We start from the raw sequence: 26671 nt of genomic DNA, 5'->3' as shown, positions 1-26671 counted from the left end.
TCGACATCCGCACCGTCAGCCGCGGTGTTCCAGCACCTCGTCGACGATGCCGTATTCCTTGGCCTCCTGGGCCGTCAGGAAGGTATCCACCTCGATGTCCTTGCGGATCTTCTCAATGTCACGGCCGGTGTGCTTGGCCAGCGTGTTCTCCAGCCATTCGCGCATGCGCAGCATCTCCTTGGCCTGGATTTCGATTTCCGTGGCCTTGCCGAAACCTTGGTCGATGGCCGGCTGGTGGATGAGCACGCGAGCGTTCGGCAGCATCAGACGCTTGCCCTTGGCTCCGGCGGCCAGCAGGATGGCCGCGGCGGAGGCAGCCTGCCCCAGGCATACGGTCTGCACGTCCGGCTTAATGTACTGCATGGTGTCGTAGATGGCGGTCATGGCCGTCATGGAACCGCCCGGGGAATTGATGTACATCATCACATCACGGTTCGGATCCTGGCTTTCCAGCACCAGCAGCTGGGCCATGATGTCATCGGCGGAGGTGTCATCCACCTGCACGCCCATGAAGATGATGCGGTCCTCGAACAACCGGGTGTACGGGTCCTGCCTCTTGTACCCGTATGGGGTCTTCTCCTCAAACTGAGGCAGAACATAACGGTTCTGTGGTGCGAACGCCGCTTCGCGGGCCGCCGCACCCTGGAAGCCGACGACGCCGGCCGGTCCGGCCAGACGCTCGGCGCGGGCTACAAACTGTGCTTCTTCGCTTGCCATGGTCACTCTCCCTTGCTGGCGCTCATCGTGTCGTGGGTGGATACGAGCTTGTCCACGAAACCGTATTCCAATGCTTCCTGCGCGGTGAACCAGTGGTCGTACTCGTTGTCGCGGTAGATCTCCTCGACGGTATGACCGGTTTGCTCGGCGGTCAGCTCGCTCATGGTCTTCTTCATATCCATGATGAGCTCGGCGTTGATACGCACGTCAGTGGCGGTACCGCCGATGCCGCCGGACGGCTGGTGCATCAGCACTCGGGCATGCGAGGTCAGGAAACGCTTGCCCTTGGTTCCGGAGCTCAGCAGGAACTGGCCCATGGAGGCGCACATGCCCAAACCCACGGTGGCCACGTCAGGTTCGATGAGCTGCATGGTGTCGTAGATGGCCATGCCCGCGGTGATGGAGCCACCAGGGGAATTGATGTACAGCCAGATGTCCTTCTTCGGATCCTCGGCGGCCAGCATCAGCATCTGCGCGCAGATGCGGTTGGCCATCTCGTCCTTGACCTCCTCACCCATCCAGATGATGCGGTCCTTCAGCAGGCGGTTGAAAATCGGATCGGCGGGTCCCGCAGGCATGTCTTCTCCAGCCATGACGGGAAGGGGTGCACTCAGATTGCTCACCTTGTCTCCTTTTCCAGTGTTCTCTATAGTTTCACAGCCTACCGCTTCGAAGCGACGGGTAACGCGATTGCGCTTACAGTGGAGAAGCCGGCGGCGAAAAGGCGGCTACCTGCGCTTCGCACCCATGCGGAAGGCGACAATCAGGCAGCAGATCGCAATGGCCACCAGTGCGATCATGACGGCGAACGTCCAACTGCCACCGACGGCCGTGGCGTGCCGGAATGCCACGCTTCCCTCCTTGCCGGCCCCGGACTGGGCCACGGACAACACAGTGGAGAACAACGCGGTTCCTGCGGCGCCACCGAACTGCAGACAGGTGTTGAACACCGCATTGCCATCCGGCATGAACTGCGGTGCGATATTGCGCAGCGCATTGGTCATGATGTTGGAGAAGCCGAGCGAATAGCCAAGTCCGAAAATGAAATAGAAGCCCGCAAGCGTGGCGGGAGTCAGCCGCATGGAGAAGACCAGCAGCAGAATAGGACCGCAGATCGCCAGGAGGAACGCGCCCAGAATCGGACGGACCGGTCCGAAACGGTCGTACAGCGTACCGCCTATCGGCGCGAAGAAGGCCCCGACCAACGCGCCGGGCAATACCAAAGCGCCTGCAAGGAACGCGTTCGTCCCCAAGGACAGCTGTGCGAGGTTGGTGATCACATAACCGAAACCGATGCCGACGATCGGCAGCAGCATATAGGCGATCAGATGCAGCAGAACCATCGGGTCACGCAGCCAGCCCAAACGAATCAGCGGAGAGAAGGAACGACGGGACGACCATCCGAAGAAGAACAGCGACCCCAATCCGACAATCAGACTGACCGCGGCGAAGATACCCGGAACCGTGGCCTTGCCACCCGCCACTGCGGCGGCCACTGCCACACCGGCCTGGTTCAGGAACATCACCAGACCGCACAATGCCAGCACGATCGACGCGAACTGCAACGGGTTCAGGCGCGCCTCCTCCGTCGGACGGTGCTGCTCGATGCATTTCAGGCCGACAGGCAGCGAAATCAGCAGAATCACGGGAATGACGATGATGAAGATCGCACGCCATGGCAGAATGCTCGACACCGCGCCGCCCACGGTCGGGCCGATTGCCGGAGCCACGGTGATGACCAGTGAGCCGACGCCCATCAATCGCCCGACTTTGCTTCGCGGCGACTGTTCGAGGATGATGTTCATCATCAGCGGAGTGGCCACGCCGGAGCCGACGCCCTGAATGATACGGGCGATCAGAATCACGGGGAACGCATGACCGAAGATCATGGTCAGCGAGCCCAGCACCGCAAGGACGACGGCCGCAAGGAACAAGGTCCGATGCTTGAATCGGCGGTTGAGGTATGACGACAGCGGCATGGTGGCAGCCACCGTCAGCAGGTAAATGGTGGTGATCCACTGCACCGTGGCGGTGTCCACATCGAACTCGCGCATCAGCTGTGGGAACAGCACCGTCATCACGGTTTCGGTCAGGATGCCGATGAAGGCAAGGGACCCCACAGCCACAATGGCGCCGATGAGTTTGCCGGGAATGCGTTCGTCCACGGCATTGGCATTCTCGTCTGCTTTGTTGTCGGATTCGGTTTTTTCGAGCGTTGTATTACGTTCCTGCATATGTTCTTTCCGCGCACTTTTTCCTGCGGCCATGTGCGATGCCGCGATCGACGCATGACGTTGCATGACGCGCCAACCCATAGTGCAGTCTAACCGAGCCTCTGACCGCCAGAACGGCCGCCAGTCCATCCCAACGATTCGGCTAACCGCTCACATGGCCTTGTTCCACGGATCCATCGCCCGAATCGTCCTCATGCAGGATGTGCCTGATCTTCTCCAATCTCGGCTTGATCTCATGCTCGTAGCCGCGGTCGTTCGGATGGTAGTACTCGCGCCCCTGCAGCTCGTCGGGCATATACTGCTGTGGAGCCACCGCTCCGGGCCAGTCATGCGCGTACCGGTACCCTTCATGGTTGCCCCAGCTTTTCATCAAGGCGGTCGGCGCGTTGCGCAGATGCAACGGCACCTGACCGATGAGTCCGGCGTCCACATCGGCGAGCGCCGCGTTGATGGCGTTGTAGCTGGCGTTCGATTTGGGCGCGGTGGCCACAGCGAGCGCCGCCTCGGCGAGGATGATGCGCGCTTCCGGCATGCCAATCATGGCCACGGCCTGCGCGGCCGCGACGGTGACCTGCAGGACCTGCGGGGCGGCCATGCCGACCTCCTCGGATGCGGCAATCATGATACGTCGTGCGATGAAACGCGGGTCCTCGCCGGCACGCAGCATGCGGGCCAGGTAATGCATGGTGGCGTCCGGGTCGGAGCCACGCATGGATTTGATGAACGCGGAGATGACGTCGTAGTGGTCGTCGCCGTCCTTGTCGTAACGCACGGTGGCCACGTCCATGACCTTCGACACAACGTCTGGCGTGATGACAGGTCGTTTTGAACCTTTCTTCCGTTTTTTGTCCCCGGTGAGCGCTCCGGCCGCCGCTTCGAGTATCGTCAGCGTCTTGCGTGCGTCGCCCCCCGCCATGCGAACGATCTCATCAGTGGCCTCATCGGTGATTTCGACCTCGCCGTCAAGGCCATGCTCACTGACAATGGCACGTCCGATCAGGGTTTTCAGATCCTCCGGTTCCAGCGATTCGAGTTTGACGACCACGGATCGGCTGAGCAGCGGTTTGATGACGGAAAAGCTTGGATTTTCCGTGGTGGCGGCGATGAAGGTGACGTCACGGTTCTCAACGCTTGGCAGCAGGGCGTCCTGTTGGGATTTGGAGAAACGGTGCACTTCGTCGATGAACAGCACCGTCTCCCTGCCTTCCGAGACGAGGCGCTCATGCGCGCGTTTCAGCACGTCGCGCACGTCCTTGACGCCGGAGGTGACCGCGGACAGTTCCTCGAACACACGGCCGGACTGTTTGGCGACGATGTAGGCGAGAGTGGTCTTGCCCACGCCCGGAGGGCCGAACAGAATGACGGAGCTCGGCGCGGTGAGCGAGCCCTTCGAGGCGGGATTGGCGAGCCTGCGCAACGGAGACCCTTCCCCCAGCACGCGGGACTGCCCCAGCACTTCGTCGATGTTCGACGGACGCATCCGCACGGCCAACGGACGCGTCACATCATCCGGCACGTCCATCGCGGCAAACAAATCATCAGTCATGATTCCCACTGTACCGCAAAACGGCACACGATTCGAACACACGTTCGACGTAAGGATTCGCCCCAACCGGTAGACTGGCAAGCATGGCAGACGATACGAATTATGGCTCGCTGGGCGCTTTGGCCCCGAACTGGGACGAGGGTGGACGCAACATCGACGCGGACGAGATATACGAACGCTTCTTCACCTGGGTGTCGGACGTCAAAGGCGTCGAACCGTGGCCTCATCAGGAGGAGGCCATCATGGACCTGCTCGCAGGCGACCATGTCATCCTGAACACCCCTACCGGCTCAGGCAAATCCTTGGTGGCGCTCGGTATGCATTTCGCGGCGCTGTGCACGGGGCGCCGCTCCTATTACACGGCGCCGATCAAGGCTCTCGTATCGGAGAAGTTCTTCGATTTGGTCGAAGTCTTCGGTCGTGAGAACGTCGGCATGATCACCGGCGACACGCATATTAACGCGGACGCGCCAATCATCTGCTGCACCGCGGAAATCCTCGCCAACCAGGCGCTGCGCGAAGGTCGTCATGCCGATGTCGGTTGCGTGGCGATGGACGAATTCCATTATTATGGCGATCCCGAGCGCGGTTGGGCGTGGCAGGTGCCGCTGCTCACGCTGCCGCATACGCAATTTCTGCTGATGAGCGCGACGCTTGGCAATGTCGACGCGATCGCCGACAAGCTCGAGGACATGACGGACACCGACGTGGACATCATCGCCGATGCGCCACGACCGGTGCCGCTGAGCTATGAGTACACGCTGGACCCGTTGGAGAAGACGGTGGAACTGGCGTTCGGCAAGGGCGAGACGCCGATCTACGTGGTCCATTTCTCCCAGGACGCCGCGTTGGAGACCGCCAATGCGCTGGCCAGCACGGGCGTATCCAGTAAGGAACAGCGCGCCGCGATCGCCGAAGCCATCAAAGGCACGAAGTTCACCACCGCGTTCGGCAAGATCCTGCAACGTCTGCTGCGCACCGGCATCGGTATCCATCACGCCGGCATGCTTCCCCGCTACCGTCGTCTGGTGGAGCAGCTCGCCCAGCAGGGTCTGCTGCCGGTGATCTGCGGCACCGATACGCTTGGCGTCGGCATCAACGTGCCAATCCATTCCGTAGTGCTGACCGCGCTGACCAAGTTCGACGGCACGAGGATGCGCAAGCTGCGCGCCCGCGAGTTCCATCAAATCGCCGGTCGCGCTGGCCGTATGGGATTCGACACGGAGGGACTGGTCATCGCGGAGGCCCCCGAATTCGAAATCGAGAACGCCAAGGCCTTGGCCAAGGCGGGGAACGATCCGAAGAAACTCAAGAAGGTCAAGCGCAAGAGGGCGCCGGAAGGTTTCGTCACATGGAACGAGAACACGTTCGACAAACTCATCGGCGCGGCTCCGGAAACGTTGGTGCCGCATATGAAGATCACGCACTCCATGGTGCTGAACGAGGTGGAGCAGGGCGGCGACGCCCGACGGCGCATCAACCGGCTCATCGACGATTCGGCGCAGACCCCGGAGCAGAAGGAACGCCTGCACGCGCGCGCGGATGAGATCTTCCAGACCCTGTTCGACACGAACGTCATCGAAACCGAAGACCGCGACGACGGCGGCAAGGATTATTTCATGACCGTGGACGTTCCGGACGATTTCGCCCTCGACCAGCCGCTGAGCCCGTTCCTGCTGGCCGCGCTGGAACTGCTCGATCCGGAATCGGACACCTACGCGCTGGATGTGATCTCCATGGTGGAAGCTACGTTGGAGGATCCCAAGCAGGTGCTTCGCGCCCAAGAGCGGCAGGCCCGAGATGAGGCCATGATCCGTATGAAGGAGGATGGCCTCGACTACGACGAGCGCATGGACAAGCTGCAGGAAATCACCTATCCGAAACCGCTGGAGGACATGCTTCAGGCCGCATTCGATGAATACCGTCATGATGTGCCATGGGCGAACGACTATTGGCTGAGCCCGAAATCGGTGGTGCGCGACATGGTGGAGACCGCCTCCGATTTCACCGGCTACATCGCACGCTACAACATCGCACGCTCCGAAGGCACGCTGCTACGTTACCTGTCCGACGCCTACCGCGCGCTGGCCCGTACCGTGCCCCAGGAAAAACGCGACGAGCAATTGGATGACATCATCTCATGGCTCCGAGTGGTGGTCCGTTCCATCGATTCCTCTTTGGTGGACGAGTGGGAGAACGCCGGTTCTGATGCCGACGCCTCCGAAAAAGCCGCCAATCTGGCCGCCCCCGGAACCAGGCAGTCCGTGGTGGAGGATCGTCGCGGACTCACCGTGCTGGTACGCAACGCCTTGTTCCGCCGTGTGCAGCTTATGGATCTCGATAGGCCCGACGAATTGGGCGCGCTCGACAAGGATTGGGGTTATGGCGTGCATGAATGGGAGGACACGCTCGACGATTACTACGACGAGCACGAGTATGTCAACACCGACGCCAAAGCACGCAGCGGCGAGCTGTTCATCCTCGACGAAAGCAAGGAGGACAGCGAGCATTCCTGGAAGGTGCGGCAGATCATCGACGATTCCGACGGAGACCACGATTGGGCCATCACCGGAACCGTCGATCTGGATGCCACCCAGTCCAGCGGCGAGGTCGTGTTCTTCGACTACATGGTTTCCAACTGACGGCGCATCTCGTCGGCGTCGACTTCGAGCGGAGGCCAGATCATATTCATATTCTTGAGTGTGTTGCGCAGCAGCTCGGAAACGACCGCCCTTGAGTACCAGCGGTTGTCCGCGGGCACCAGATACCACGGCGCCTGGTCCGTGCTGGTGCGCAGGAACACGTCCTGCCATGCGGTCATGTATTCGTCCCAACGTGCGCGCGCTTCAAGATCGCTCGGATCGAACTTCCAATATTTGGTCGAATCCTCAAGACGGCTCAAGAAGTGACGCTTCTGCTCCTCCTTGCTTACCACGAGGAAGATCTTGATGATGGCGCAGCCATCGGACGCCAGCTGCGATTCGAAACGATTGATCTCGTCGTACCGCGCCTGCCAGACCTCCTCCGGCTGGGTCTTGTAGATGCGTGGCATGACGATGTCCTCGTAATGCGACCTGTCGAAGATGGAGATCCACCCATTCGCCGGCAGTTCGCGCTTGACACGCCACAGATAGTCATGGTCCAATTCCTCGCCTTTCGGCGCGCCGAAACCATGGTAGTGCATGCCCATCGGATCGCCCTGACTGAACACGTGGCGCACGATGCCGCCCTTGCCTGACGCATCCATGCCCTGCAGCACTATCAGCAGACGATGATGCGAGCCTTTCACACCGTTGGCGTACATCAACCGCTGGTAGCGGGCGATTTCCGACGAACTGATGGCGATGAATCGTTCGGCATCCTCCTTGTTGCCGTCGAACCCCGGTGTGGCTCCACCGTCCACAGTGGCGACATTGACATCGTGATGGAATCGCAGCAATTGGCTCGGTGGCAGCGTCCATACCGAGCTCAGCAGTTCACTTGCCTTGGCCACGTTCGCCAGTCCTTCGGCGACGGAGCCGCAATTCGCTCCCTGCGCCAATCTGTTCTCGACCTTGTTCAGCGTCTTCGCAATCGGCGTCATCTTCGGATCCTTGCTCTTATCCGCCATTTCAAGCCTCCTTGCTTGAGATCAGACATGATGATAGTTCCATCCTAAGCATGACAATGGCCGGTGTTCCGGATTTCGCATGCGCGCGTCTCCAAAACACCGGCCATGTCACAAGCCATATGAGCCGTCAGGCTTTCCGACCAGTCTTTGGCTGGCCCTTCTCCTGGTGGTGCTCGGCCTCCTTTTTCTTAGCCTCCTTCATCAAGTCCTCCAATGGATTGTCCTTGATGGGTTTGCCGTTCTTGTCGAACTCGATCTGGCTTTCGGGATGCGTCTCGTCATATCCTTGGACGTAGCGTGTCTCACGCCAACGGTGAATCGACGCATTCGTGCCACGATGATGCACATGGTACAGCCGCTGGGCGCCGCCCAGCGGCACGCCCTCCTTTGCCACGGCGATCTGATTCACATTCGACGGATCCATGATGGCGATCGGCGCAACCGGCTCAGGTTCCGCCGGCGCGGCGGTATGCTGCTGCATACGCGACGGAAGCCATTCGGCGAGACGACTCAGCAGCCAGCAGACAATGAAGTATACGACCGCGGCCACCACCAGGGTCTGCAGGATGTTGAAGTACATCGAGCCAAGGCGACGCGATTCCTGCAGCAGATCCGTGTACATGATGATCGATCCGAGCGCGGTGTCCTTCAACACCACGACCAGCTGGGTCACGGCCGCCGGCAACATGGCGTAGATGGCCTGAGGCACTTCTACCTGAATCAACGACTGCGTACGGGTCAATCCCAAAGCCAGCGACGCCTCGCGCTGGCCATTCGGCAGGTTGCCCACGCCGGAACGCACCAGTTCGGCCACCACGGAACCGTTGTAGATCACCAAGGCGAGCACCACAGCCCAGTATGCCGGGCTGGGCAATCCCGCGAAAGCGAACCAACGCCAGAAGAAGATCATGAGCAGAAGCACGGGAACCGCACGCGCGAATTCGACGATCGCGCCGGAAACCGCACGGATAATCACGTTCGGCAACAGTCGTCCGATGCCGAAGAGCAGACCGAATGCCACGGCTCCGATGACGGCCAGCACCGAGGCCCGGATCGTCGCCCACAGGCCCGGAAGATAGAAGTCTGTCCATGCCTCGGCGTCAAGCGCCGGCTTCCACAGCTCCCAGCTCAGCTGGTTCTCGCCGTCCGGTGGATTATGCAGACGCATGAGAATCAGCACGAGCACCACCGCGAAGACGATGCCGGCTATCCAATTGACGATACGGATGGTCTTGCGGCCCTTCGGACCCGGCTGGTCGAACAACACCGCGCTTTCATTGCTTGCCATGGCGCGTCACCTCCTCACCGCGAGCTTGTTGGACAGGTATGTGGTCAGCATGCCGATCGGAATGATCAGAATCACGTAGCCGAATGCAAAGATCAGGAAGATCGGGATAATCACATCAGAACGGTATTCGATCATTTCGCTCATCAACGAGGACGTCTCCGTGGCCACGGACGCGGCCGCCGCGACGGTGGAGTTCTTCAGCAGCGCGATCAAGGTGTTACCCAAAGGCGCCACAGATCCACGGAAGGCCTGCGGCAGGATGATTTGGGTGGCGGACTGCATGAAGTTAAGTCCCAGCGCACGGGCGGCCTCCGCCTGTCCGAGCGGCACCGTGTTGATGCCAGAACGCAGCGATTCGCACACAAACGCCGCAGTGTACAGGCTTAGGCCAGTCACCGCCAGCCAGAAGAAGTTGGTGGCGAAGGTGTCGGAGAAGCTGAGCTTCAACTGGGCGTAGGCGCCAAGCACCATGAACACCATGATGATGGTCAATGGCATGTTCTTGAACAGCTCCACGTAGGCGCAGGAAACGGTGCGGAGCGAGGCGACCGGCGAGATGCGCATCATCACGAGGATGACGCCGAGAATCATGGAGAACAGGGCCGACCACAGGGTCAGCTCGATATTCACCAGGAAGGCGGCCGGCACATCGTATTGACTGAACAGCGAGATGAACGCTTGCATCACTTCTCCCCTTCCTTCGGTTTCGGCGGATTGTATTTGGCGTCCGGCGTGTAGTCGACACCCTTCGTGTTGTCGGCGATGGCGCGCTTCCAGGAACCGTCCTTGATCATCTCGGAAATGGCCTTGTTGATGTTCTTGGCGAGTTTCGTATCGCCTTTCTTGATGCCGACGCCATAGTATTCCTGGGTGAACGGCTTGCCCACCACGCGCAGACGTCCGCGCGACGCTGAAGCCAGACCGGCCAGAATGATGTCATCCGTGGTCACCGCGTCGACGATGCCGGAGAACAACGCGGTCGCGCATTCGGCGTAACCGGGCTGCTCCATGAGCTGCACCTCGTTGGCGAACTTCTCCTTGACCGTCACCGCGGAGGTGGATCCCGTCACCGAGCACAGACGCTTGCCATTGAGATCCTCCGGACCGTCGATGCCCTTCTCATCCTTGCGGACCAGCAGATCCTGTCCCGCCACGAAATACGGTCCTGCAAAGGACACGACCTTCTTGCGTTCGTCAGTAATGGAATAGGTCGCCACGATATAGTCGACATCGCCGTTCTGCAGCATAGCCTCACGCTGCTTGGACGGCGCCTCCTTCCATACGATCTGGTCCTCGGAATAGCCAAGCTTCTTGGCGATGTACTTGGCCACGTCCACATCGAAACCGACGTAGGTGCCGTTCTTTTTGAAGCCCAGACCCGGCTGGTCGAATTTTATGCCGATGCGGATTCTTCCATCCGCGTCATCCGCGCCGCACGCGGAGACGGCGAACACACATGCGAATGCACAGAGCGCCGCCACGCCTCTGCGGAGCATGCGTTTCGCCGCGATAGATAATGGTTTTTTCATTGGTTTCCTCTTCTGCCGGTATTTCACATCACTGTCAGTGGGTGAGAATCTTCGACAGGAAGTCCTTGGCACGATCGGTCTTCGGATGTTCGAAGAACTCCTCCGGCGTGCTCTGTTCAAGGATCTGGCCGTCGGCCATGAACACGATCTTGTCGGCCACCTTGCGCGCGAAGCCCATCTCGTGGGTCACGCACAGCATGGTCATGCCCTCATGGGCTAGCTCAACCATGACGTCAAGCACCTCATTGACCATTTCCGGATCAAGGGCGGAGGTCGGCTCGTCGAACAGCATGACCTTCGGCTGCATGGCAAGGGCGCGGGCGATGGCGACGCGCTGCTGCTGACCGCCGGAAAGCTGCGACGGCATCTTGTTGGCCTGGGAGGCCACACCCACGCGGCCCAACAGATCCATGGCGAGGTCCTCGGCCTCTTTCTTGTCCATGCGACGGACCTTGATCGGTGCCAGCGTCACATTCTCCAGAATGGTCTTGTTGGCGAAAAGGTTGAAGGACTGGAACACCATGCCCACTTCCGCGCGCAGACTGGCGAGTTCCTTGCCTTCCTGCGGCAGCGGCTTGCCGTCGATGCGGATATCTCCGGAGTCGATGGTCTCCAGACGATTGATGGTGCGGCACATCGTGGATTTGCCAGATCCGGACGGACCGACGATGACGAGCACCTCGCCTTTCCTTACGGTAAGATTGATGTCTTTGAGCACATGCAGGTCACCATAATGCTTTTCGACATGGGTCAGTTCGACGAGCGGCCTGTCGTCCGCTCCGGCGTCCGGCATGATGGAACGCTTCGCTTCGGTTTCTTTGATTTCAGACATACGGGCAGTATAGAAAACAAATGGGAAATTTATGTTTCCCAGCCGTCCGTTCGTCTCACTTTGCCCAGAATGTGAGACGGCACATATCGTTTTACGGATGAATCACGAACAAAAAAGCGTCCGCACGCCAATCGCGCACGGACGTTTTCATTCGTTTTCGGGCAGAAAGACTATCAGTCCTCATCCTCATCCGGATCGTAATCGACACCGGTCTCGGCACGCTGCTCGGCGGAGATCGGAGCCGGGGCGCCGGTCAGCGGATCACGGCCACCGCCAGCCTTCGGGAAGGCGATGACGTCGCGGATGGAGTCGGCACCTGCCAGAATGGCTGCGGTGCGGTCCCAACCGAGGGCGATGCCCGCGTGCGGCGGAGCGCCATACTTGAAGGCCTCGAGCAGGAAGCCGAACTTGTCCTTCGCCTCTTCCGGAGTGATGCCGAGCACGTCGAGCACACGGTCCTGAATGTCGTCACGATGGATACGCACGGAGCCGCCGCCCATCTCGTTGCCGTTGCACACGATGTCGTACGAATCGGACATGGCGTGCTCTGGATCCTTGTCGAACTTGTCGATCCAATCCTTGGACGGCATGGTGAACGGATGATGCATGGAGGTCCACTTGGAGTGGCCGACCGCCACATCGTCGTCATCCGGATCGTCGGTCGGCTTGAACAGCGGGAAGTCCACAACCCAAGTGAAGGCGAAATCGTCCGGCTTGAGCAGACCGGCGCGACGGGCGAGCTCGACGCGCACGGCACCCAGCAGCTCCTGGGAGGAGGTGCGACGGCCGGCCGCGAAGAACACCGCATCGCCGTCTTCGGCACCGACGGCTTCCTTCAGGCCATTGCGCTCCTCTTCGGAAAGGTTCTTGGCGACAGGTCCCTTGAGATCGCCGTTCTCGGCGAAGACCACATAGGCGAGACCCTTGGCGCCACGCTGCTTGGCCCAATCCTGCCATGCGTCAAACTGACGGCGAGGCGTGGCCGCGCCACCCTTGAAGAGCACGGCGCCGACGTACGGAGCCTGGAACACGCGGAACGGAGTGTTCTTGAAGTAATCGGTCAGCTCGATCAGCGGGTTGCCGAAGCGCAGATCCGGCTTGTCGGAACCGTACTTGTCCATGGCATCCTGCCAGGTGATGCGCTGAATCGGCAGCTTGATGTCGTATCCGGCGGACTTCCAGATGGCCGCGATAACCTTCTCGGCCATGGCCATCACGTCCTCCTGGTCCACGAACGCCATCTCCATATCGAGCTGGGTGAACTCGGGCTGACGGTCCGCACGGAAATCCTCGTCGCGGTAGCAGCGGGCCAGCTGGTAGTAGCGCTCGACACCGGAGACCATGAGCAACTGCTTCAGCAGCTGCGGGGACTGCGGCAGGGCATACCAAGATCCCGGCACCAGGCGAGCCGGCACCACGAAGTCGCGGGCGCCTTCCGGCGTGGACTTGATCATGGTCGGAGTCTCGATCTCCTCGAAGCCCATCTCCTCCAAAGCGTGGCGAGCCGCCTTCGACATCTGCGCGCGCAGCTTCAGATTGCGCTGCATGGACGGACGGCGCAGATCAAGGTAGCGGTACTTCAGACGGACGTCCTCACCCGGAAGCTTGTTCTCGGATTCATTCTCGAGCGCCGTGGAGACCTGGAACGGCAACGCGTCGGACTTGGCCAGCACCTTGATGCTTTCGGCCACGACCTCGATCTTGCCGGTGGCCAGATGCTCGTTCTCGTTGCCATCCGGACGCAGACGAACCTCGCCGACGACCTGGATCACGAACTCGGAACGCAGCGGACGGGCCATCTCCTCGTCGTAGATGACGACCTGCACCAGACCGGTGTTGTCGCGCAGGTCGATGAATGCCACGCCACCGTGGTCACGGCGACGATCCACCCAACCGGCGAGCGTCACCTTCTGGCCGACGAGATCTTCGGTCACTTCGGTTGCATGATGTGTTCTGTAAGCCGTCTGGCTCATGCTTCCCCTATTCCTTAATCCTCTTGATTTGCGAAGTCCTGCAATGTCAGGCTTCAACGGTAACGGTTTGCTGGGCATACACAGTATCCGGCTCCCAAGACCGTGCATCGGCCGGCTTCTGGTCGCCCGTAACGATGTTCTTGACCTCGTCCTGTGCGCCTTCCGCGGAAGCGTCCGCCGGGAACCAGACATACGGTATGCCGAGTTTGTCGGCATACTTGATCTGCTTGCCGAGCTTGGCAGCGGTCGGGGCCACATCCGCGGCGATGCCACGGGCGCGAAGCTGGTTGGCGATCAGGTTGGAGGCGGTACGATCGGACTCGTTCCACACGGCCACCAGCACGGACGCCGGGGACACGCGGTTGGCGTGGGCGCCTGCGGTGTGCAGCATATAGGAGACCAGACGGGACAGACCGATGGACAGGCCCACGCCCGGGTACTTCCTGTTGCCCTGCGAGGCGAGGTTGTCGTAACGGCCTCCGGAACAGATGGATCCCAAAGCCGCGGCGCCGTCGAGGAAGGTCTCATACACGGAACCGGTGTAATAATCCAGACCTCGGGCGATCTTCAGGTCCGCGATCACGGAGCCCGGACGAATGCGTGCCGCCTCATCCACGATCATCGCCAAAGTGTCAAGACCCTGACGGGCCAGCACGTAAGCGTCGGAATCGGCCGCGATGCCGTGCTTGGAGCACAGCGCATCGAATTTCTCGGACAGTTCCTTGCCGTCGGCCGCAGTCAGCTCTGCCAGCTCGAGGCATGCACGGGCCTGCCCCTCGTCGGCGCCGCAACCCTCGACCAGCAGCTTGGCCACCTCGTCGGCGCCGATCTTGTCAAGCTTGTCGATCTCACGCAGCACGCCTTCGATATCGGTAAGTCCCAGACCGCGGTAGAAGCCTTCGGAAAGCTTGCGGTTGTTCGCATGCACAGTGGCCTTCGGCAGACCGAACTCGCGCAGGCGCTCCAATGCCGATACCATGACCAGCGGGAGCTCGACCTCGTAATGGTCGGGCAGATCGCCGTTGCCGATCACATCAATATCGGCTTGAACGAACTCACGGAAACGACCTTCCTGCGGACGCTCGCCACGCCAGACCTTCTGAATCTGCCAACGCTTGAACGGGAACGCCAAATCGCCGGAATGCTCGACGACATAACGGCTCAGCGGAACAGTCAGATCGAAGTGCAGACCAAGACGGTCCTCAATCGGAGTGTCGGATTCATGTCCGACCTCCTGAAGACGGCTCAGCAGGTATATTTCCTTGCTGGTCTCGCCTTTCTTGAGCAGGCTGGAACCCTGCTCAACCGCACGGGTTTCAATGCCTATGAAACCATTCAGCTCGAATACATTACGGAGCGTGTCGATGACACGCTGCTCCACAACACGCTCAGAGGGGAGCCACTCTGGAAATCCTGAAATAGATGCACCTTTAGCCACGGTTCTCTATAATAAATGAGGTTACGGAAAATGCCGCGCGTTTTTCAAGGTTTGGAAGACGGCGTCATCGACCGTTGCCCCTGCACTACATGAAGCTTACGTAAGGAGCTGGCCATGGCCGACGAGAATGTCACCGCGTCCGAAAACACCACCGAAACCAACGAGCAGGCAGCGACGCCCGCGACCCAGGCCAGCAAACCGGCCGTCCCGAGCCCAGCGGCCATGAAACCGCATGCGCCGAGTCCTGCCGCCTTCGCCAAGAAGGCGCCGAAGCGCGCACCGGCGGCCACCGGATTCTCCGAAGAAGATGTCAAGGCGGCCGAGGCTTTCGGTCGTGTCGCCGATGACGGCACGGTGTTTGTGAAGGATGGAGAAGGGGAACGCGAGGTCGGACAGTTCCCAGATGCCTCCAAGGAAGAGGCCCTGGCACTGTACGCACGCCGCTATCTGGATCTGAAGGCCAAGCTCGACCTGTTCGCCAATAGGCTCAGGTCCAACAACGTGAAGAGCCACGAGATCGATGAGACCCTCAAGACCCTCTCCTCCGAGACCGAGCAGCCGGCCGTCGTCGGCGACCTCGAGGCGCTCAAGACCCAGTTCACCGCGCTGAAGGAGGCCGGAGAGGCCAAGAAGAACGAGCTGAGCGAAGCGCATAAGGCCGCTGTCGCCAAGGCGCTGGCGGAACGCACCGCAATTGTGGAAAAGGCCGAAGCCTTGGCCAATTCCTTGGGAGACAACACCAACTGGCGTTCCACCGCAGACAAGTTCCGTTCGCTGTTCCAGCAGTGGCAGGAGCATCAGCGCAACAGTGTCCGTCTCAACAAGTCCGATGCGGACGCGCTGTGGGCACGCTTCTCCTCCGCACGCACCACCTTCAACAGCGCCCGCCGCAAGTGGGCCCAAGGCCGCGATGAGGAGCGCAACGCCGCCAAGGCCGCGAAAGAGGCCATCATCGCCGAGGCCGAACAGATCCAGGACTCCACCGCCTGGGTCGAGACCTCCCGCAAGTTCAACGAGCTTATGGATCGTTGGAAGAAGGCTGGCCGTGCGGGCCGTCGTGACGATGACGCGCTGTGGGCACGCTTCCGTGCGGCGGCTGACACCTTCTTCAACGCCCGTCAGGCCGATCGCGAGCAGATCAGCTCCTCCAAGAAGGAGAATCTCGCCAAGAAGGAGGAGCTGCTGACCAAGGCCGAGGCTCTGGTGCCGGTCAAGGACGAGAAGGAAGCCAAGCAGGCCCGTCAGGCGTTGGCCGCCATCCAAGAGGAATGGGATCAGATCGGATACGTTCCGCGAGACGAGGTCCACCGCATCGAAAGCCGTCTTGATGCCGTAGACAAGCAGATCAAGGCCGTCGAGGATGCCGCTTGGAAGCAGTCCGATCCGGAAGCCGACGCCCGTAAGAACTCCTTCGAAGAGCAGCTGAACGCCCAGCTCGAGGAGCTTGACGCGAAGATCGCCGCCGAGTCCGATTCGAAGAAGAAGGCCAAGCTTGAGGCTGAGAAAGCCACCAAGGAACAGTGGCTGAACGCCATCAAGTAGTTTTCCAAGGCGGTACAGCGGAAACCAACGCAACGGAATAAGCGGGTCGTCGCTCATGATCATGAGCGACGACCCGCTTATTCATATCGGCGCTATCGACCGGACAGTGTGCATGGGCACCGCTGTGAAAGCAATAGTGCATGTAGACACGAGTGAGGGCCGTTGATCTCATGAATATAGGTCATCATAAGACCAACGGCCCTCACTGTTTGCCGGACACATCGTCCGGCAAACATGAAATCATTCCTGAGAAGACGTGGAATCAGTCGGTTCCGCGGATTCGACCGTCACTGGCGACGCTTCCTGCCGCACCGGCTCGGCGGATTCCTCCGAAGCCTTGGTCTGATCCGTGGATTCCGGTTCCTCGAACGCCTCGCCGGTGAAGGTGAACTCCCCTAGGATGCCTTCGCCTTCGGCATCGACCTTCACACGCTGGCCATCCTCAAGGTCACCCATGAGAATCTTCTCCGAAATGGCGTCCTCAATGTCGCGCTGAATCACACGACGCAGCGGACGGGCTCCGAGCAGTGGGTCGAATCCCTTCTGCGCGAGCAGATCCTTGGCCGCATCGGTGAGTTCGAGCGACATATGGCGGTCAAACAGGCGATCATTGAGCTGCTTGACGTCCAGATCAACGATCTGGCGAACCTGCGGCTCTGTGAGCTGCTTGAACACGATGATGTCATCCAGACGGTTCAGGAATTCCGGACGGAACTGCTGCTTGAGTTCCGCGGAGACCTGTTCCTTCATGCGCTGGTAGCTCGACTCGGTGTTCGTACCCAGGTTGAAACCAGTGTTGGCCGCCTTGGCGATGTCGCGCGTGCCGAGGTTGGTGGTCAGGATGATGATGGTGTTCTTGAAGTCCACCTTGCGTCCCTGTCCATCGGTCAGATGGCCATCGTCCAGCACCTGCAGCAGCGTGTTGAAGATATCCGGATGGGCTTTCTCAATCTCGTCGAACAGCACCACGGAGAACGGCTTGCGACGCACCTTCTCGGTGAGCTCGCCGCCCTCCTCATATCCGACGTATCCCGGAGGCGCGCCGAACAGACGCGAGGCCGCGTACTTCTCGGAGAATTCCGACATGTCCACACGGATCAACGCGTCCTCATCGTCGAACAGGAATTCGGCGAGCGCCTTGGCCAGCTCGGTCTTGCCGACGCCGGTCGGACCGGCAAAGATGAACGAACCAGCGGGACGCTTCGGATCCTTCAGACCGACACGAGCACGGCGGATGGAGCGGCTCAGCGCGGACACGGCCTCGTCCTGGCCGATGATGCGCTTGTGCAGTTCGCTTTCCATGCTCATGAGCTTCTTGGATTCGGCCTGGGTGAGCTTGAACACCGGAATGCCCGTGGTCTGGGAGATCACCTCAGCGATGACATCCTCATCCACCACCATCTTCACATCGGATTCGCCTTCACGCCAGGAGGATTCCTTCTCCTTGCGCTCAGCCTCGACCTTCTCCTGCTTGTCGCGCAGTTCGGCCGCCTTCTCGAAATCCTGGTCCTTGATGGCCTGGTCCTTTTCCTGGGCCAGTCTGGCCGCCTTGGCGTCCAGTTCCTTCAATTCCGGAGGCGCGGTAAGCCTGCGGATACGCAGACGCGCACCGGCCTCGTCGATCAGGTCGATGGCTTTGTCCGGCAGATGACGGTCCTGGATGTAACGGCTCGACAGTTCGGCCGCCGCCTGCAACGCGCCATCGGTGATCGTCACATGATGATGATTCTCGTACCGTTCGCGCAGACCCTTCAAAATCTCAATGGTCTCGGCGATGGTCGGCTCATGGACCTGGATCGGCTGGAAACGACGTTCCAGCGCGGCGTCCTTCTCGATGTACTTGCGGTACTCGTCGGTGGTGGTCGCGCCGATGGTCTGCAGTTCGCCGCGGGCCAGCATCGGCTTCAGCATGTCGGAAGCGCCCAATGCGCCGTCGGCAGAGCCGGCGCCCACGATGGTATGAATCTCATCGATGAACAGCACGATGTCGCCACGCGTCTTGATTTCCTTCAGAACCTTCTTCAGGCGTTCCTCGAAATCACCGCGGTATCGGGAACCGGCCACCATGGATCCGAGATCCAAGGAATAGACCTGCTTGCCTTTCAGCGTCTCCGGAACATCGCCCGCGTTGATTTTCTGCGCGAGCCCCTCGACGACGGCGGTCTTGCCGACGCCGGGTTCGCCGATCAGCACTGGGTTGTTCTTGGTGCGGCGGCTCAGCACCACCATCACACGCTCGATCTCGTTGGAGCGTCCGATCACAGGATCGAGTTTTCCGGCCGCAGCCTCGGCGGTCAGATTGCGTCCGAATTGATCGAGAATCGCGGAACCGGTCTGATTACGCCGATCCTGAACACCTCCGGCATTGGCGAGCTCGCCCTTGCCATCGTTCTTGCCATCGCTGGAATTGCCACGAATCAAATCGATGGTGGCGCTGCGCAGTTCGCCAAGATTGACATCCATCTTAATCAGCACCTGCGTGCCGACGCCTTCGCCCTCATGAATCAGACCGAGCAGGATATGCTCGGTGCCGATATAGCTGTGCCCCAGCTGCAACGCCTCGCGCAGCGACAGCTCCAACACCTGCCTGGCATGCGGAGTGAAGGGAATATGGCCGTTCGGCGACGCATTCCCCTTGCCGATCATCTCTTCGACCTGTTTGCGGGTGTCGTCCAGAGTCACACCCTTCGAGGCCAACGCCTTGGCTGCGACGCCTTCACCCTCGCGAATCAGGCCGAGCAGCAGATGCTCGGTGCCGATGTAGTTGTGCTGGAGGGTACGAGCTTCTTCCTGCGCCAGCACGATCACGCGCCGCGCACGGTCGGTAAACCGTTCGAACATGCTTGTCCTTCCACTCTTGTTAGTCCTTCAACACTCTACCGATTCACAGTGACGTTTATTCCAACGGCGCGTAAATTGCGCTGTGAACGCAAAGGAACGGATATGCTTGAGCTATGGCAACGACCAAGGAGGTCACCACAATGAGCGACACCACCCTACAATCGAATGATGCGACGGACACACGTCAAGGCGACATCGTCGTCGGCGTCGACGGCTCCGACGAATCCTTCGCGGCGCTGCGCTGGGCTCTCGGCGAGGCGTCGTTGACCGGCCAACGAGTGAATGCGGTCTACGCATGGTCCCATTCATGGGACACGGGTTCCCAACCGGAAGACGAGGAGCAATGGGCCGAGAAGCGTCACGACATCGCCCGACGTCTACGGGAGTGGGTCGTTCAAGCCTCGCAAGGCATGACGATTGACAAGGACCGCGTCACCCTCACTTCCGTCAAAGCCACCGGTACGTCCGCACTGTTGGAGATCGGCAAGGACGCCCAACAGATCGTCGTCGGACGCCGCTCGCTAGGCCGCGTGGCACGATGGTTCCTGGGTTCCCTTTCGGCATCCCTCGCCGAGGAGGCGAAAGTGCCAGTCACCGTGGTCCGCATCCTCGATGACGAGGAGGCTTCCGTACAGGACGCCATCGCCAATGCGCTCACACCCGCCGATGAGACGGTCTCCTATGAGATGCCCGGCTCTCCCCTGCCGCATAGCCAGCGTCCGGTGGTCGTCGGCGTCGATGGTTCGGAGATTTCCAAACATGCGCTGCGTTTCGCCATCGAATTCGCCGCGCTGCACCATGCTCCGCTGCAGGTCATGTTCTGCTGGCAGCTGAAGGACCTGGGCACCATCAAGGGGTACGAGAACGCCGTGGCTCCTATCGCCGTCGGTCAGGAGTACGCGGAACGCATGCTCGACGAGCTTCTCGATTCGGTGCAGGTTCCGGCACAGGACATTCCCGACGATTTCCGGATTGAATCGCACGCATTCCATATCTCCGCCGCAAAGGGCCTTATCGAGGCCTCCCGTTACGCACGCCATCTGGTGGTGGGCTCGCGTGGATTGTCCGGATTGGATGCGCATTTCCTTGGATCAGTGTCCAAGCAGATCATCAATTTCGCCGATTGCACGGTCACCGTCGTACATTGATCCCATACCGACGAGATAAAGGAAGGCCGATATCCCTATTCCGGACATCGGCCTTCCTTATGAACGTGTCGACAGGACGCGTCGACGACTATTCCGTCTCCTCATCTTGCACGGTTTGTTGCTCCTCGACCGGAGTCTCATCTTCGGCGTCCGAGGTATCGAGAGCCGTTTCAGTCGAGTTTCCGCTTTCGGATTCAGGTTCAGTCAGCGGATTCGGAATCGGTGATTGCTCCGGCTCCGATTCAGAGGCTTCCTCCGCTTTCCCGATCGTGTCTTCAGGAGCGTTTTCGACGACAACGGGCTCATGTGCAGCGGCGTCTTCGGATTCGGACGCCGTATCAGTTCCGTCGTCCGTCTGCGTGGAATCCTTCGTCGAATCCGACCCGTTCCCGTCGATTTCGACGGTAGCCTCCACTTCGGGCTCATCATCGGACGACGTGTGCTCGATGACCTCCTCCTGGCTTGCGTCGTCGTCGATGGTATTGGCTTCGATATCGGCCTCAGAGCCTTCCTCATCCTCATTCGGATTATGTTCATCGTCCGAGGAAAGGCTTTCGATAAGTTCCACTGATCCACGCTCGTCTCGAGGCGCCTGCGCGATGATATCGATGTGCATGTCATCGAACGCGGGCTTCGACTGCACCCACAGATGCGAAGGCTCTGGCGGGGCGATTTCGGAATGCTCTCCGCAACCATGATCGACGGACACGACCCTGCCATCATCCGGACTCCATTTGTTGGCGCATACGCCGAACAGCAGATTCAACTCGCCTTTCAGGGGAATGAAGAATCCGCACGTGGAGCAGGGATTGCCGTCCGAGGTCTTGGTGGACAATGATTTCGGCCCATGGGGGCCCTCATACCAACGCTTCGCGGTCTGGGAACGACCAAGCGGAGTCATCACATGCCTGCGGGACAGATCGAATTCCTCGACGGCCTCATCGACATCCTCTTCGGATGTCATGGATTGGCCATCCGATTCCACGCTGTCCGCCGTTCCCGTCCCCTGAACGGTCCCGTCATCCTCTTTCACGTCCGGAGCCGTTTCCTGATCCGCGGCGCGACCGTCATCCGGTGCCCCATTCGACGTGTCATCGTCCGCATCGGAATTCTCCGACGCGTCTTGCCGCGTCTTGCGGAAGCCATCCTCCATCCGGGGATCGTCCGGATCGGTGCCGATCGAATCAGTCACCGCCAGATCACCCGGCTCGAGGCGATCCTTCCAAGGAATCCATTTCGGCGGACGCAACGCTTCATCGGTCGGCACCAAGGACGACTCATTGACGGTCCAATGGTCCAATTCGACGTCATGGTACATCGTCACGGACCATTGCCAACCCTCGTAGCCACGCACATGTGCTTCGAAGCGGAAATCGGTGACGCCGTCCTCCAGGTCAATGGCTTCCACGAAGTCGCCGACCTGTCCTTCCTCGTCAGCCACGGCGACGGCTACCGCCCGGGCGATCGACTTGGGTTCCATTGTGGTATCGGACATGAAATCAATCCTGTACGTCGAAGTTGTCGGCGACCGCGCGCATCAGCACGGCGAGCTTCTTGCTCTCGGACGGCGAAGGATAATGGTGGCGACGCAACTGGTTACCTGCGGAATCCAGCAGCTTGATGAGATCCTCCACGATGGCTGCCATGTCGTCCGGCTTCGGACGCGTGGCCTTGACCAAAGACGGAGCCGACGCCACCAACGTCACGCCCATAGCCTGAGGTCCACGACGACCGTCCACCACCGAGAACTCGACCTTCGCCCCCTTGCGTAGTGTCTTCACGCCTTCGGGAAGGGCGGCCGCGGGGAGGAACACATCATCCGCGCCCTCATCCGTCTGAATGAATCCATAGCCTTTGTTCGCATCGAACCAACGAACACGTCCGCTAGGCATTGTCACCTCACTACTCGCTAATCACATACCTTCATGCGAATGGTCAAACGCCATCCGCCAATAACAAACCAAAGATACAGTCTAGCGCAAGAGGTGGGCTATACGCCCATCCCCTGCGTTGTTCCCATCGGACAGCAAAGCAAGGAAAGCCTATTTCTTCGCTTTGCGATTCCACTTCTCATTCCTGTGGCCGTCTTCCGGCGGCGCCGGCTGAGGCTTCGGCTCGACCGGTGCGACAGGCAGCACCACGGTCAGGGTCAATCCGGTTCCGTCGCTACCCGACGCACAGATGAAACCATGATGCGCCTTGACCACGGATTGCGCAATCGCCATACCGAGACCGGTGCCTCCCTTCTGCCTCGCACGTGACGGATCGGCGGTGTAGAACCGCTCGAAGATCTTCGACCGAGCCTCCGGCGGCACACCGGGACCGTGGTCGCTGAACCGCACAATCGCGTAGTTCATGCCAACCTGCATCGACTGCCCCACTTCGATAGCCTCAATCAGATGGCGCAGCGATTGCTCGTTGGACGGCATACGGGACAGCGATTCGGGGCTGATCGATGCGGGAAGCACCCCCATGGAGATCTCCACCGGGGAATCCGTCGGCGTGTAACGATGGATGTTGCCCACGATGTTGGTGACCACCTGACGCAAGCGCGACGCATCACCTTTGAGGACAATCTGCGGCATGTCCCCCTTCCTGAACGCCAATCTCGTCGGATTGCCCAAATCCGTTCCGGACTGAAGGACCACCTGTCCGCATGAGATGCCACGTTCAGGGTCAAGGGCGTGCAAGTCGTCGGCGGCGTCCTTCACCACGGAGGTCAATTTCACCTGCTGCGTGATGTCGATGCCGCGGCCCTCATCCAGTCGAGCCAAGGACAGCAGATCCTCCACCAAAACCGTCATACGGGCGCTGGACGCCTCGATATGCGCGATGGACTCGTCTGCACGTTCCAACGCTCCCGGCATATCGCGCTGCATCTTGTACAATTCCGCGTATCCGTGGATAGCGGCAAGCGGAGTACGGAGCTCATGGCTGGCGTCCGAGACGAACCGCTTCATCTTCTCGGTGGTCTCCTCCTGCGCGTGGAAGCTTTCCTCGATGCGCGCCAGCATGGTGTTCAAGGACACGGAGAGCGAACCGACCTCGGTGTTCTCCGGCAGATCCGGCACACGTTGGCTCAAATCCCCCGCCGCAATCTTCGCCGCGGTTTTCTCGATGCGTTTCAATGGCGCGAGCGTTCCCTGCACCAGGATGGTTCCGAGTATCGCGCCGATCAGCACCACGGCGATACCGACCATCGCGCAGAACCTCGTCAGCGTATCGGCCGTGTCTATCTGGTCGCTCAATGACAATCCGATGAACACGATGCCCCTGTCCTTGACCTGTCCGGCCCGCGTCTTTTCACTCCACGGCAATGCTACGACACGCCAAGGCGATTGGGCCTCCTGCATAATGGCGTGGTCGGGATTGCGGCTTGTGGTGACATGCACCACCGCACGCGTCGTGAACGGTTGTCCAAGCGTGACGCCATCTATGCTGCCATCCGCCGGAAGACTCGGTTCGGAAACCACTCCATCACGGAGCATGGGCACCGACCCCACGCCCGTGCTCCGGTACTCACTATCCCTCACCTCCACGTAATACGTGTTCATGAGGCTTCGCCCGTCATCGCCGCTGTCGCTGCCAAGCGAATCCATGCTGTTGAAGATCAGCTGGGCTTGGTTGATCAGCTGAGTATCGGTCTTCTGCAACAGATAGTTGCCCACCAATGTCCGTATGGAAAAGGAGATACCGATGGTTCCGATGGTCAGCAGCACGATGATGCAGGTGACCAGTTTCGTGCTCAGTGGGATCGCCTGGACTCTGCGGGTGAAACGGCTCCACAGCTTTCCGTGCTTTGGCAGTGAACGAGGAGGCCGCGCGGGAGGAGGAGCCACCGAAGAGTTGGGGACGGTGCCGGCGGATGGAGGATTGGAATCCATAATCATGATGGAAGGTTAGTTCTTGGGAGCGCGGATCATATAGCCGATGCCACGCTTCGTCTCGATGAGCGGAGTCACTTTGTGCTTCTCGCCGTTCTCATCCTCCACGACGATGCCATCGACCTTCTTGCGCAGATAGGAGATGTACGATTCGACGATGGCCGCATCCCCGCCCCAGTCGTATTGCCACACATGGTCAAGTATCTGCGCCTTGGACAGCACGCGCCCCTCATTGTCCATGAGGTACCGAAGCAGCTTGTATTCCGTCGGGCTCAGCTCGATCGGCTGACCCGCGCGCGATACGTCATGCGAATCCTCATTGATTTCAAGGTCGCCCACGCGGATGATCGGATCGTCCTCGACCTGTTCCTGGGTGCGACGCAGAATAGCGCGGATACGAGCCACGACCTCCTCGAGGCTGAACGGCTTGGTCACATAGTCGTCGCCGCCCACAGTCAGCCCCATGATCTTGTCCTGAGTATCGTCACGGGCGGTTAGATACAGCACAGGCGTGGTGATGCCTTCCTGCCTGATACGACGGGTCACGGTGAAACCATCGATGTCAGGAAGCATCACATCCAAGACGATCAGATCGGGCTGGATCTTCTCGATGACTTCGATGGCCTCGGAACCTGACGCCGCGGTGTTCACTTCGAAGCCGGCAAAATGCAGGGACGCCACCAGCAGTTCGCGGATGGACGGCTCGTCATCGACAACGACAATGGATGCTTCAATAGGCTTGCTCATGACTTCAAGCATCACTCACTTCGCTGGATGTTTCCTGAACGGATTCTGAATCTTGTGTTGATGCTTCAGCATGGTTTCCGTCAGTCTTTTCCTCCGAATCGTCTCCCCACACCTTGACCGGCCGTTCCCTTTCGGAGACGGCGTCATGGCGGCTATGACGTCCCTTGCGTCGACGTGAGATTACGCCTTTCTTCCGCAATATGTGGAACACGACCAGAACGACCACCAGCAGTGCCAGCACGCCGATGAAGATCCCCACACTGAACCAGACTGTTTTGGAAGAGGTGGAGGTCTTCTTCTGCACTGCGATCTGGTCCATCATATCGGTGGCGGATTTCGCCCAATCGGGATCGCTTTCCATCAAAGGCTTCTGCGCGGCATCGGAAAGCGCGTCCACAGTGGATTTGCTTCTCAACCACTCCTCGGAATTCGAAGACACGGCCACCACCAGATTGCCATCACTCGAAGCAACGGCCAGCATCACGGTATTCGGTTTCGGATGGAGCGATTCCAACAGCGAACTCACCCATTTGTCAGGCTTTCCGTTGGCATTGAAACTGTCCAGATACACCAGACGGACGGTGACGCCGGTCTCCTTCTTCGTTCTGTTGATGGCATCCGTGATTTCGGAGACGTTCGATCCAAGCAGATTCTGCGTGTCGGTGATGTTCTCCGTGGCCGTGACGCCCGAATCGGCATCATCGTCATCCGCATATCCCATCGGAGTTATCCACAGCATCATGAACAGGACGAAGATGCCCACAATCAGTGCGCAAACCGCTTTTTTCCAACATTTCTCCGCACCATCGCGATTCCACGACACGCCGTTGGACCACGAATTCGCAGGTTCTCCGACCACAACCCCGGTTTTTCCGTCGTACACGTTCACTGAAGACATATCGTCCACTGTACCGTTCGGTTGCGCCAACCCAAGACCGCACGGTGGGAAACAATCAACCGACGACGAAAGGACCATCATGCCCCAGTATCAAGTCGACAGCGAGCAAATCCAATCCTCCAGCGCTGCCGTGAACGCTTCCATCCAGTCAATCAGACAGGCCGTGCAGGGGATGTACGGCAATCTCAACAACCTGCAGAGCGTCTGGCGTGGCGGTGCTGCGACGCAGTTCACCGCAGTGGCGGAGCAGTGGCGCGCGGCGCAACAGCAGATGGAGCAATCCCTCGAATCGATCCAACGCGCGCTGACGCAAGCGTCCGCATTGTATTCGGAAACCGAGATGCAGGCATCGCGTCTGTTCGCCCAATAATCCAGGACTTTTCCAAACCGACCCGTCGTCCTGTGTCCGCCACGGAACGTTCCGCCGCCAATACAGGACGTCGG

21 protein-coding genes are annotated in these 26671 nt (G+C 59.9%); 4 read left to right on the top strand and 17 right to left on the bottom strand.

Features of this window, described 5'->3' with window-relative positions; genetic code table 11:
* Positions 1–15 precede the first annotated feature (15 nt).
* From AC1ATL_RS05405 to AC1ATL_RS05390, 4 genes are all read right to left on the bottom strand, one after another.
* Positions 16–717, bottom strand: a complete 702-nt coding sequence (locus AC1ATL_RS05405) for an ATP-dependent Clp protease proteolytic subunit (protein ID WP_026646428.1) — start codon at positions 715–717, stop codon at positions 16–18.
* Between the two features lie 2 nt (positions 718–719).
* On the bottom strand, positions 720–1340 hold the full coding sequence (locus AC1ATL_RS05400) for an ATP-dependent Clp protease proteolytic subunit (RefSeq protein WP_026646427.1): 621 nt from the start codon (positions 1338–1340) through the stop codon (positions 720–722).
* A 105-nt stretch (positions 1341–1445) separates the two neighbouring features.
* Positions 1446–2951 (bottom strand): MDR family MFS transporter, encoded by a 1506-nt coding sequence (locus AC1ATL_RS05395; protein WP_476569102.1) that lies wholly within the window; start codon positions 2949–2951, stop codon positions 1446–1448.
* Between the two features lie 142 nt (positions 2952–3093).
* Positions 3094–4500 carry a replication-associated recombination protein A gene (locus tag AC1ATL_RS05390; protein WP_476569348.1) on the bottom strand — a complete coding sequence of 469 codons (1407 nt, stop codon included), beginning with the start codon at positions 4498–4500 and terminating at the stop codon, positions 3094–3096.
* Between the two features lie 80 nt (positions 4501–4580).
* Here AC1ATL_RS05390 and AC1ATL_RS05385 point away from each other — a divergent pair, with 80 nt between their 5' ends.
* Positions 4581–7139 carry a DEAD/DEAH box helicase gene (locus AC1ATL_RS05385; protein ID WP_476569100.1) on the top strand — a complete coding sequence of 853 codons (2559 nt, stop codon included), beginning with the start codon at positions 4581–4583 and terminating at the stop codon, positions 7137–7139.
* On the opposite strand, the gene AC1ATL_RS05380 is transcribed toward AC1ATL_RS05385, so the two are convergent.
* The 7 genes from AC1ATL_RS05380 to hisS all read right to left on the bottom strand — a co-directional run bounded on the left by AC1ATL_RS05380 (position 7121) and on the right by hisS (position 15167).
* Positions 7121–8107: a PPK2 family polyphosphate kinase gene (locus AC1ATL_RS05380; RefSeq protein WP_476569098.1), complete on the bottom strand. Its 987-nt coding sequence runs from the start codon at positions 8105–8107 to the stop codon at positions 7121–7123. The two genes, AC1ATL_RS05385 and AC1ATL_RS05380, sit on opposite strands and share 19 nt — an antisense overlap.
* A 127-nt stretch (positions 8108–8234) precedes the next feature.
* Positions 8235–9395 (bottom strand): amino acid ABC transporter permease, encoded by a 1161-nt coding sequence (locus tag AC1ATL_RS05375; protein ID WP_476569096.1) that lies wholly within the window; start codon positions 9393–9395, stop codon positions 8235–8237.
* A 6-nt stretch (positions 9396–9401) separates the two neighbouring features.
* Positions 9402–10079 carry an amino acid ABC transporter permease gene (locus tag AC1ATL_RS05370; RefSeq protein WP_476569094.1) on the bottom strand — a complete coding sequence of 226 codons (678 nt, stop codon included), beginning with the start codon at positions 10077–10079 and terminating at the stop codon, positions 9402–9404.
* A complete protein-coding gene (locus AC1ATL_RS05365) occupies positions 10079–10891 on the bottom strand; it encodes a glutamate ABC transporter substrate-binding protein (RefSeq protein ID WP_476569346.1) in 813 nt (270 codons plus the stop codon). The genes AC1ATL_RS05370 and AC1ATL_RS05365 overlap by 1 nt, the downstream gene beginning before the upstream one ends.
* A gap of 67 nt (positions 10892–10958) precedes the next feature.
* Complete coding sequence (locus tag AC1ATL_RS05360) at positions 10959–11717, bottom strand: amino acid ABC transporter ATP-binding protein (protein ID WP_432623710.1); 759 nt, start codon at positions 11715–11717, stop codon at positions 10959–10961.
* Between the two features lie 212 nt (positions 11718–11929).
* Complete coding sequence (gene aspS, locus AC1ATL_RS05355; RefSeq protein ID WP_476569092.1) at positions 11930–13729, bottom strand: aspartate--tRNA ligase; 1800 nt, start codon at positions 13727–13729, stop codon at positions 11930–11932.
* Positions 13730–13775: 46 nt separating this feature from the next.
* Entirely contained in the window at positions 13776–15167 is a 1392-nt protein-coding gene (hisS, locus tag AC1ATL_RS05350) for a histidine--tRNA ligase (protein ID WP_476569090.1), read from the bottom strand.
* A 114-nt stretch (positions 15168–15281) separates the two neighbouring features.
* Between hisS and AC1ATL_RS05345 the strand changes: the two genes are divergently transcribed.
* Entirely contained in the window at positions 15282–16709 is a 1428-nt protein-coding gene (locus AC1ATL_RS05345; RefSeq protein WP_476569088.1) for a DUF349 domain-containing protein, read from the top strand.
* 240 nt (positions 16710–16949) lie between these two features.
* Here the strand turns inward: AC1ATL_RS05345 and AC1ATL_RS05340 are convergent, their stop codons facing one another.
* Positions 16950–19550 (bottom strand): ATP-dependent Clp protease ATP-binding subunit, encoded by a 2601-nt coding sequence (locus AC1ATL_RS05340; RefSeq protein ID WP_476569086.1) that lies wholly within the window; start codon positions 19548–19550, stop codon positions 16950–16952.
* A 140-nt stretch (positions 19551–19690) separates the two neighbouring features.
* On the opposite strand from AC1ATL_RS05340, the gene AC1ATL_RS05335 reads away from it, so the two are divergent.
* Entirely contained in the window at positions 19691–20698 is a 1008-nt protein-coding gene (locus tag AC1ATL_RS05335) for a universal stress protein (RefSeq protein ID WP_476569084.1), read from the top strand.
* 88 nt (positions 20699–20786) lie between these two features.
* Here the strand turns inward: AC1ATL_RS05335 and AC1ATL_RS05330 are convergent, their stop codons facing one another.
* The 5 genes from AC1ATL_RS05330 to AC1ATL_RS05310 all read right to left on the bottom strand — a co-directional run bounded on the left by AC1ATL_RS05330 (position 20787) and on the right by AC1ATL_RS05310 (position 26227).
* On the bottom strand, positions 20787–22193 hold the full coding sequence (locus AC1ATL_RS05330; RefSeq protein ID WP_476569082.1) for a DUF3027 domain-containing protein: 1407 nt from the start codon (positions 22191–22193) through the stop codon (positions 20787–20789).
* Between the two features lie 4 nt (positions 22194–22197).
* Positions 22198–22590: a cold-shock protein gene (locus AC1ATL_RS05325; protein WP_432624375.1), complete on the bottom strand. Its 393-nt coding sequence runs from the start codon at positions 22588–22590 to the stop codon at positions 22198–22200.
* Between the two features lie 150 nt (positions 22591–22740).
* Entirely contained in the window at positions 22741–24582 is a 1842-nt protein-coding gene (locus tag AC1ATL_RS05320) for a HAMP domain-containing sensor histidine kinase (RefSeq protein ID WP_476569343.1), read from the bottom strand.
* A 15-nt stretch (positions 24583–24597) separates the two neighbouring features.
* On the bottom strand, positions 24598–25329 hold the full coding sequence (locus tag AC1ATL_RS05315; protein WP_026646412.1) for a response regulator transcription factor: 732 nt from the start codon (positions 25327–25329) through the stop codon (positions 24598–24600).
* A 4-nt stretch (positions 25330–25333) separates the two neighbouring features.
* Positions 25334–26227 (bottom strand): TPM domain-containing protein, encoded by an 894-nt coding sequence (locus AC1ATL_RS05310; protein WP_476569079.1) that lies wholly within the window; start codon positions 26225–26227, stop codon positions 25334–25336.
* Between the two features lie 79 nt (positions 26228–26306).
* Here AC1ATL_RS05310 and AC1ATL_RS05305 point away from each other — a divergent pair, with 79 nt between their 5' ends.
* A complete protein-coding gene (locus AC1ATL_RS05305; protein WP_432624372.1) occupies positions 26307–26597 on the top strand; it encodes a WXG100 family type VII secretion target in 291 nt (96 codons plus the stop codon).
* Positions 26598–26671: the final 74 nt, after the last annotated feature.

The organism is Bifidobacterium sp. LH_743, from assembly GCF_056355775.1.
The sequence above is the reverse complement of the archived record's forward strand: the minus strand, read 5'-3'. Positions and strand labels throughout refer to the sequence as shown.

Excerpts from the sequence above, each read along its gene's own strand:
- AC1ATL_RS05315 (WP_026646412.1), bottom strand. The coding sequence starts at position 25,329 with ATGAGCAAGCCTATTGAAGCATCCATTGTCGTTGTCGATGACGAGCCG.
- AC1ATL_RS05320 (WP_476569343.1), bottom strand. The coding sequence starts at position 24,582 with ATGGATTCCAATCCTCCATCCGCCGGCACCGTCCCCAACTCTTCGGTG.
- AC1ATL_RS05385 (WP_476569100.1), top strand. The coding sequence starts at position 4,581 with ATGGCAGACGATACGAATTATGGCTCGCTGGGCGCTTTGGCCCCGAAC.
- AC1ATL_RS05405 (WP_026646428.1), bottom strand. The coding sequence starts at position 717 with ATGGCAAGCGAAGAAGCACAGTTTGTAGCCCGCGCCGAGCGTCTGGCC.
- AC1ATL_RS05345 (WP_476569088.1), top strand. The coding sequence starts at position 15,282 with ATGGCCGACGAGAATGTCACCGCGTCCGAAAACACCACCGAAACCAAC.
- AC1ATL_RS05360 (WP_432623710.1), bottom strand. The coding sequence starts at position 11,717 with ATGCCGGACGCCGGAGCGGACGACAGGCCGCTCGTCGAACTGACCCAT.
- AC1ATL_RS05305 (WP_432624372.1), top strand. The coding sequence starts at position 26,307 with ATGCCCCAGTATCAAGTCGACAGCGAGCAAATCCAATCCTCCAGCGCT.
- AC1ATL_RS05395 (WP_476569102.1), bottom strand. The coding sequence starts at position 2,951 with ATGCAGGAACGTAATACAACGCTCGAAAAAACCGAATCCGACAACAAA.
- AC1ATL_RS05375 (WP_476569096.1), bottom strand. The coding sequence starts at position 9,395 with ATGGCAAGCAATGAAAGCGCGGTGTTGTTCGACCAGCCGGGTCCGAAG.
- AC1ATL_RS05380 (WP_476569098.1), bottom strand. The coding sequence starts at position 8,107 with ATGGCGGATAAGAGCAAGGATCCGAAGATGACGCCGATTGCGAAGACG.
- AC1ATL_RS05365 (WP_476569346.1), bottom strand. The coding sequence starts at position 10,891 with ATGCTCCGCAGAGGCGTGGCGGCGCTCTGTGCATTCGCATGTGTGTTC.
- AC1ATL_RS05310 (WP_476569079.1), bottom strand. The coding sequence starts at position 26,227 with ATGTCTTCAGTGAACGTGTACGACGGAAAAACCGGGGTTGTGGTCGGA.
- aspS (WP_476569092.1), bottom strand. The coding sequence starts at position 13,729 with ATGAGCCAGACGGCTTACAGAACACATCATGCAACCGAAGTGACCGAA.
- AC1ATL_RS05335 (WP_476569084.1), top strand. The coding sequence starts at position 19,691 with ATGAGCGACACCACCCTACAATCGAATGATGCGACGGACACACGTCAA.
- AC1ATL_RS05330 (WP_476569082.1), bottom strand. The coding sequence starts at position 22,193 with ATGTCCGATACCACAATGGAACCCAAGTCGATCGCCCGGGCGGTAGCC.
- AC1ATL_RS05325 (WP_432624375.1), bottom strand. The coding sequence starts at position 22,590 with ATGCCTAGCGGACGTGTTCGTTGGTTCGATGCGAACAAAGGCTATGGA.
- AC1ATL_RS05370 (WP_476569094.1), bottom strand. The coding sequence starts at position 10,079 with ATGCAAGCGTTCATCTCGCTGTTCAGTCAATACGATGTGCCGGCCGCC.
- AC1ATL_RS05340 (WP_476569086.1), bottom strand. The coding sequence starts at position 19,550 with ATGTTCGAACGGTTTACCGACCGTGCGCGGCGCGTGATCGTGCTGGCG.